The organism is Gaiella occulta (genome assembly GCF_003351045.1).
Taxonomy (GTDB): Bacteria; Actinomycetota; Thermoleophilia; order Gaiellales; family Gaiellaceae; genus Gaiella; species Gaiella occulta.
In genome coordinates this window covers 1-6,046 of the sequence record NZ_QQZY01000013.1, presented here as the reverse complement: position 1 = coordinate 6,046, position 6,046 = coordinate 1, and the positions used below count along the sequence as shown (strand labels likewise).

Annotated in this window: 5 protein-coding genes; 2 read left to right on the top strand and 3 right to left on the bottom strand. The window is 66.1% G+C overall.

Translation table 11 applies throughout. The features are described 5' to 3' along the window. Positions 1 to 75 precede the first annotated feature (75 nt). Positions 76 to 1,371: an ApeA N-terminal domain 1-containing protein gene (locus Gocc_RS15355; protein ID WP_114797459.1), complete on the bottom strand. Its 1,296-nt coding sequence runs from the start codon at positions 1,369 to 1,371 to the stop codon at positions 76 to 78. Beyond that, complete coding sequence (locus Gocc_RS15350; RefSeq protein ID WP_114797458.1) at positions 1,328 to 2,341, bottom strand: PIN domain-containing protein; 1,014 nt, start codon at positions 2,339 to 2,341, stop codon at positions 1,328 to 1,330. Before Gocc_RS15350 ends, Gocc_RS15355 begins: the two co-directional genes overlap by 44 nt. Before the next feature lie 355 nt (positions 2,342 to 2,696). Between Gocc_RS15350 and Gocc_RS15345 the strand changes: the two genes are divergently transcribed. Together Gocc_RS15345 and Gocc_RS15340 are read left to right on the top strand one after the other, a co-directional pair. Continuing rightward, positions 2,697 to 3,458, top strand: coding sequence for a hypothetical protein (locus Gocc_RS15345; RefSeq protein WP_114797457.1), 762 nt, complete (start codon positions 2,697 to 2,699; stop codon positions 3,456 to 3,458). Positions 3,459 to 3,509: 51 nt separating this feature from the next. After that, positions 3,510 to 4,598, top strand: a complete 1,089-nt coding sequence (locus Gocc_RS15340) for a hypothetical protein (RefSeq protein WP_114797456.1) — start codon at positions 3,510 to 3,512, stop codon at positions 4,596 to 4,598. 116 nt (positions 4,599 to 4,714) lie between these two features. Here Gocc_RS15340 and Gocc_RS15335 read toward each other — a convergent pair whose 3' ends face one another. Further along, on the bottom strand, positions 4,715 to 5,530 hold the full coding sequence (locus tag Gocc_RS15335) for an AbiTii domain-containing protein (RefSeq protein WP_114797455.1): 816 nt from the start codon (positions 5,528 to 5,530) through the stop codon (positions 4,715 to 4,717). Positions 5,531 to 6,046: the final 516 nt, after the last annotated feature.

Genomic DNA, 6,046 nt, shown 5'->3' with positions numbered 1-6,046 from the left:
ATCGCCAAAGCGCGCACCGAGCCGCCGGCCGACGAACCCAAGGAGGTGATCGCCATCGCCGCAGCCGCATAAACGTCAAGCGAGGATGACGCAGTCAACGTCGTACACCACTTGACGGGACGTGGCCACGCCGCGCCTCGCTTGCGAGTTCTGCCTCGGGTCGGTCGTGTAGTGCGTGTAGTAGTTGCGCGAGTCCTCGAAAGCTGTGAGGAACTCGCCGAGATCCACGCCCGCAGCCCTTAGAAGGTTCGCTCTCACCTTCGGACACTGCTTGAGCGTGGCACGCAATCGCTGGTCAATCGCCGAGCCTGTGCTTCGCCGTCTCCGGTCGTAGCTCTCTATTGCCTGTGCATGGGCGAGGAAGCGCAGTTCTCCGAACACGTCTGGGTGGTAGCGCATCCCAAAGTAAAGGTCGAAGACTGGGCGGAAACGCTCCTGCATCCCGAACCATGCGTTCAACGACTCAGCGAGGCCGTTCGGTAGCTCCGCCAATGTGAACGCCATCTTGATCGGGTGTCGTTCGTTCTCAGGCGGCTCCGGGTTGTGCGGGATCTCCCAGAGCAGCCTGATCGGCAGTGCTTGATTCGTCTCGGCGCGTCGGTAGTCGTGCTGATGCGCGGTGACGGAGATGACAGAGACAGGGCGTCCAACCGCAAGGCTGAAGAAGTTCCGTAGCTGGCCGACTCGACGCGCGAGCGCACCGAGGCTGTGAGGTTCGGCGAACCGCAGCGTGAAGAGCGCCGTCTGTGAGACCGTCACACTCGTGGGGACAGGTTTCCAGCCGCTGTGACGAACCTCGAATTCAATCGAGGCTCGTTCGCCACCGTCGAGCTCGGCTTCGATCGACTCGGGTCGGCTGAACTCGATGTCGAATAATCCTGCGAGGCGATCCTCGGGAAGATCAGCGTCGTGCTTCGGATGGGCGAAGCCAGATCGCCTCGTCCAGGCATCGAGATCGGTCAGCTCGACAACCATCTCGTCGAAGGCGACCACCTCATCGACGCCGAAGGCTTTGCCAACGAGAACCCAGGGTGGGTCATACGTGCTGATGTCGCCTGGAAACGATCCGACGCGTGCGCCTTCAAGGGTGATGCTTTCCTTCATCGCAGTGAGGCCGACGATGCGGCGTGGCTCTCCGGTGTCCCCGAAGTCGAAGATGCGGCGGCTCTCACCGGGGCCGGGGATCAGGGCAGGGCCGAAGTGACCGAGCACCTCCAGTTCGGCCTTGCCCTTCGTGACGGTGAGCGTCCCGGGGCGAAGTTGATCGGGCTGATCGGCTAGCGACCACATTCCCTTGTGTTCGTGCGTCAGCAGCACGTTGGTGAGGCTACTGGCGCGGACCCGCAAGCGCCGGTCGGTCGTCAGCTCCATGCAGGTCCATTGGGGATGCGTGATAGCCGAGCGTCCAGTGCCCGCGTCGGATCTCGTGGAAGCAGGGGCCCTTGACCAACCAGGCGCGGACGAACGTCGCGTAGCTCCCATCCTTCGAGAAGACGTATCCCTCCTCCCGAAGCAGAGTCACGATCTCCGACGTCGTCATCGTCGTCTGCCTCACGGCCAAGCGTTGCGCAACCGCCGACAGAGCTGGGGACGCTTCTTCGGCGGCCTCGATCGCTAGTGCCGAGACCTTCTCGGTCAGGGCCACGCCTGTCTCGACGGCCTGAAGGAGCGGTGGCCCGACCTCAAGCGCCATATCCCTCATCACCTGCCGGAAGCGGCCGCCCCGATCGCTGCGCCAAAAGGCGTAGATCAGTCCAAGGAGGACCAGGCCGACGAGGATCGCGCCGTCCTTGCCGATCTTCGAGATGACCTTCTTTGAACCCTCGATAACAGCGGTGCCAGTGAGCCCGGTGATCATGACCGCGCCGTTGCTGCCAGCGACGACCTGGCTCAGCTGGTGCAGATCGAGGGCGATCTCGTCGGTCGGTCGATCTGGGAGACCTAGCGGCAGGAAGTGCTCGCGGTTGTCGGTCAGGAGCACGCACGGTGCGAGCGCCACGGCGAGCGCCGCGGTCGGCGCGTCGTTCGCATGAAGAGCACGAACGCCATTGACGCGCGGATCATCAACCAGTCGCTCGTCGAAGTCGATGATACGGACGCGCGGAAGAAACACCTCGTTCCAGAGCGCGACGGCCTCAGCAAGTCCAACGCCACGACGACGAGCGACCTTCGGCAGGTTCCGCTCGACCTCCTCGAGCACGCGATCAGTGGCAAAGAGGACGACACCGGTGAACAGTGTGTAGTCGCTGCTGGCGCTGTCGATCAGTGCCCCGGTCCAGCCCTGCCGCAACGCGTAGTCGACGTTCCGCAGGAGAACGTCGGCATCGACGACGATCGGCACTGGCAGGAGCCGACGCGCAACCGGGAGCGGTGCCAGTTCTGACGACACGAGCACAGGCTATCTCTCGCCGTCGCCAGCGCCTCTCGACCCGGCGAGAACCCGCCTCTGAACCTGATCTGCGGAGCGAGCACGCGGCACGCAGCTGAGGTACACGATCATCAACGATCGATAAGTCGCCCGACTGGGGTGAGGTTCAACCTCGGGCAGCTCGTCGAGGACCGCTACCTCACAGCGCGCGTCCATCAGGTCGAGAGCAACGCCTCCGGACGCGCGCAGCAAGAAGCAGGTGCTGCTTACCGGAGGGAGCCGGCATCGCCCACGTGAGCCTGCCGGTCCCCAGTCGTACGATCCTCGGATGCCGCATCCCCTCGACGGCGCTCGCGCGAAGCTCAGTCGAGCTCGGGTGCACCTCGACGACCTCGAAGGCCGGATCGACGCGTACCTCCGGACGCAGCCGATCCAGATCCGGGAACAGCACGACCGGGATGGCGTGACTCGCCACATCCAGTGGATCGCGACCACGAGTAACGAGCCGCCGGCCGAGCTGGGGCTGATCGTCGGCGACTGGGCGCAGAACGTCCGCGCCGCGCTCGACTACACCGTGTACGAGCTCGTACGGCGCGAGACCGGCGACGACGATCCGCGCTGGACGCAGTTCCCGATCATCGTCGACGAGGCGCGCTACGCAGGTCAGGAACAGACGCGGCTGCCCGGCGCACCCGCATGGTCGCTGCCCGTCTTCCGCGGGCTGCAGCCGTTCAGCGACGGCGCTGACGCCGCCTACCACCCGCTCGCCGTGCTCGCGGACGTCTCGAACCGCGACAAGCACCGGCTCCTGCACACCGCCGCGACGGAGATCGCCGGCTCGCAGGCGCGCGTCAGCGGCACCTCGATGCTGGCGATCCGCAGGCTCGCCCAGAACCCCGGGATCGTCGAGGGAGAACGCGTCCTGCTCGACGCCATGATCGACACCGACGGCGACAACTTCCAGATCGAGCTGAACCTCCGGCTCGCGGTCGCGCTCGAAGGCATTGAGGCGCCGATCAACGCGCTCGCCGCCGTGATCACCGACGAAGTCGCCGCGATCGTCGAGTGGTTCACGCCTGCGCTCGACTAGAGCACGCTCGCTTCGCGAAGCGCCAGCACGCGCACGCCCCAGAATGGAGTCATGGCGATGTTCGTCTTTGATCCTGAACGTGTCGCGCGCGTCCTCGGTGTGCTGCCGGCGCTCGCTGCACTGCTTCGCGATCCTCGCGCGGAAGGCCGGCCGTCGGCCGTGTTCGATGGGATGCGTCTCACCGACCGGGCGCTCTACCGGCTGCTCGCGAATCCGCACTACCCGCACCTCCGGGAGTCGCTGCGCGGGATCGACGCCGCGGCTGCCGGCGGGCTGAAGCTGAAGGAGCTCCGCAACGCGAACCTGCGCGGCCACTTCGGCTCGTACCTCCAGGAAGCCCTCCTCGCCGACCACTTCCTCACCCGAAGCCTCGCCGTCTCGAAAGGGCAGGCCGGAAACGGCCGCAACCCCGATCTGGAGATCGTCGCCAACGACTTCACCGCGACCGTCGAGGTATACAGCCCGCGCAGCTGGCAGTGGCGGAAGGACTGGCTCGACGATGTCGTCGATACGCTGAAGTACGCCGACATCCCGTACGCGTACAATGCGAGCGTCGACGTCGTCGCGCACGGGATCCCGATCGACACCGAACTGCTCGAGAAGATGATCCTCGACACGGGCCGCGACGTGCTTACCCGGCTCACGACTGACCTCGGGAACCTCGACGAGACCGTCGCCGGCGCCATGTGGACATACGAGCACCAGCGCGGCGAGATCACGACCACGATCGAGTTCACGCGGGTCGAGGACACCAACACCGGCCTCGACCGTTGGGTCTCGATGTCCCCGCCCGGCGAGATCTACCGCGCCGAGCCGGAGTTCGAAGACGTGCTCAAGAAGATCCGCGAGAAGGCCGAGAAGCGCCAAGTGGAGCGCGGCTCGGGCGTCCTGCGGGGGCTCGCTGCCGACGTCAGCCGCACCGGGATCGACTACGAACTCGAGACCGGCAGGATCAACCTCGACCCGGCGGCCGCCGCGCGCGCAGGCATCGACCTCGACCAGCTCGGCCTCGACTTCATCGCGCTCACCCTGCCCCGCCGCGGCAAGGACGGCCCGAAGCGCGGCGTCCGTGCGACCGTCCTCTTCGAGGACACGCGCATCACGAACGGGCAACTCCGCCAGCTCTTCGACCTCCCGTAGCCACGGCCGGCAGGCCGCGCGTCGCTGAACCGTCGGGCTGCTGCGGCCAATGACCGCTGCCAGCCCACCAACAGCGGTCGCAGCCAGGATTCATGTACCGCTGTTCGCGCAGGGCGCTAGAACCCCCAGCCCTGCCACTGAAGGACGGCGACTACCACGCCTCCGACCGTGGCAACGCCCACGACGGCAGCGCCGATCTTTGCCCACAGCGACCGGCCCTCCGGACTTCCTTGCGTCGCGGTCACCGTATGGCTGCCGGGACCTGCTGCCTGCGCCGTGTTGATGTTCACGCGCTTCGCTCCGTGCACTGCGACGTTAACAGCCTGGTCCGCCAGGGCCGGAGATGGAATCGACTCGTCATCGGGTAGGCCAGCCCGTATCTCCGCGACGAGCTCTGCGAGGATCGTTCGAACGTGGTCGAGCACGCCGGCGATTCCCGACTCGCTGAGCTCCCAGAAGAGCCCGGTTATCTGTTGGCCCGGCACTTGCAGCTCGTGGTTCATGAGCTGTACGGCCATCGCCGCGTGCGGGATCGAGAGCCGGATCGACCCGTTGTTCGCCTTCGCCTGCACCCTGTAGCTCTCGAGTTCGCCGATGCCGCCCACGAGCGGCACCTCCTCGCCGATGTGCTTGTCGGCAGGGTCAGGGAGCTGGTGTGGGCCGATTTGCTGAGTCACCTTCGCAACCCCCGTGAACGGACCGCCCTTGAAGGCCTCGACCATCAGCACCGCGCCTTGCTTACGGTACTCGGGGAGCTCGTCGGGGGTGCCGTACCCCTTGAGCTCTCGCGTGGCCCAGTCGCGCAGTTGCGTCGAACCGGCGCGGCCACCGAGGATCACGCACTTCCTCAGCGCGTCGGCGAGAGAGATCGAGGTGTCTGCGGACGCCTGCTCGATCTCGTCGAGCAGGCGGCTAACGCGATCCTTTGCCATCGGTCCTGAGGGTGGTGGGTTTAGGCACTGGTCCAGCCTAGTGTCCGAACGCGACGGAAACGGCTGGAAGCAGGCCGAATCCCGCGACCTGTCGAGACGTCGCGTGTCGCCCGACCGCGCACTGGCGGCGGGTCAGAAGCGGCCGCGAGTTCGGGCGGGAGTGTTGCGTGCGGGTCGGCGATCGCCATCGGCGCGATCGTCGGCAGCACCGCATTCGCTGTCGCGATCAGCCGCGCAGGCGCCGATGCTGCCTAGCACGGGCGCTACGTCCTCGGGTTGTCGGTGGGGACGAACTTCATCCGCGCGGTGGAGCAGTAGGGCGACGCGGCATCGAAGCCAGGCCTCGAACACCTTTCGAGCGTTGTAGGTGGCGCAGATGAGGACATCGGCGGAGGATGACCCGACGGCCGTGGAATCTGATGGCGGCCTCCTGATGGATCATATGGTCAGGCTGTGACAGCGATGGTGGACGGGTTCTCGGCGCCGACGGTGTGGCGGAGGGTCGCCGCGAGTTGC

Excerpts from the sequence above, each read along its gene's own strand:
- Gocc_RS15335 (WP_114797455.1), bottom strand. The coding sequence starts at position 5,530 with ATGGCAAAGGATCGCGTTAGCCGCCTGCTCGACGAGATCGAGCAGGCG.
- Gocc_RS15340 (WP_114797456.1), top strand. The coding sequence starts at position 3,510 with ATGGCGATGTTCGTCTTTGATCCTGAACGTGTCGCGCGCGTCCTCGGT.
- Gocc_RS15355 (WP_114797459.1), bottom strand. The coding sequence starts at position 1,371 with ATGGAGCTGACGACCGACCGGCGCTTGCGGGTCCGCGCCAGTAGCCTC.
- Gocc_RS15345 (WP_114797457.1), top strand. The coding sequence starts at position 2,697 with ATGCCGCATCCCCTCGACGGCGCTCGCGCGAAGCTCAGTCGAGCTCGG.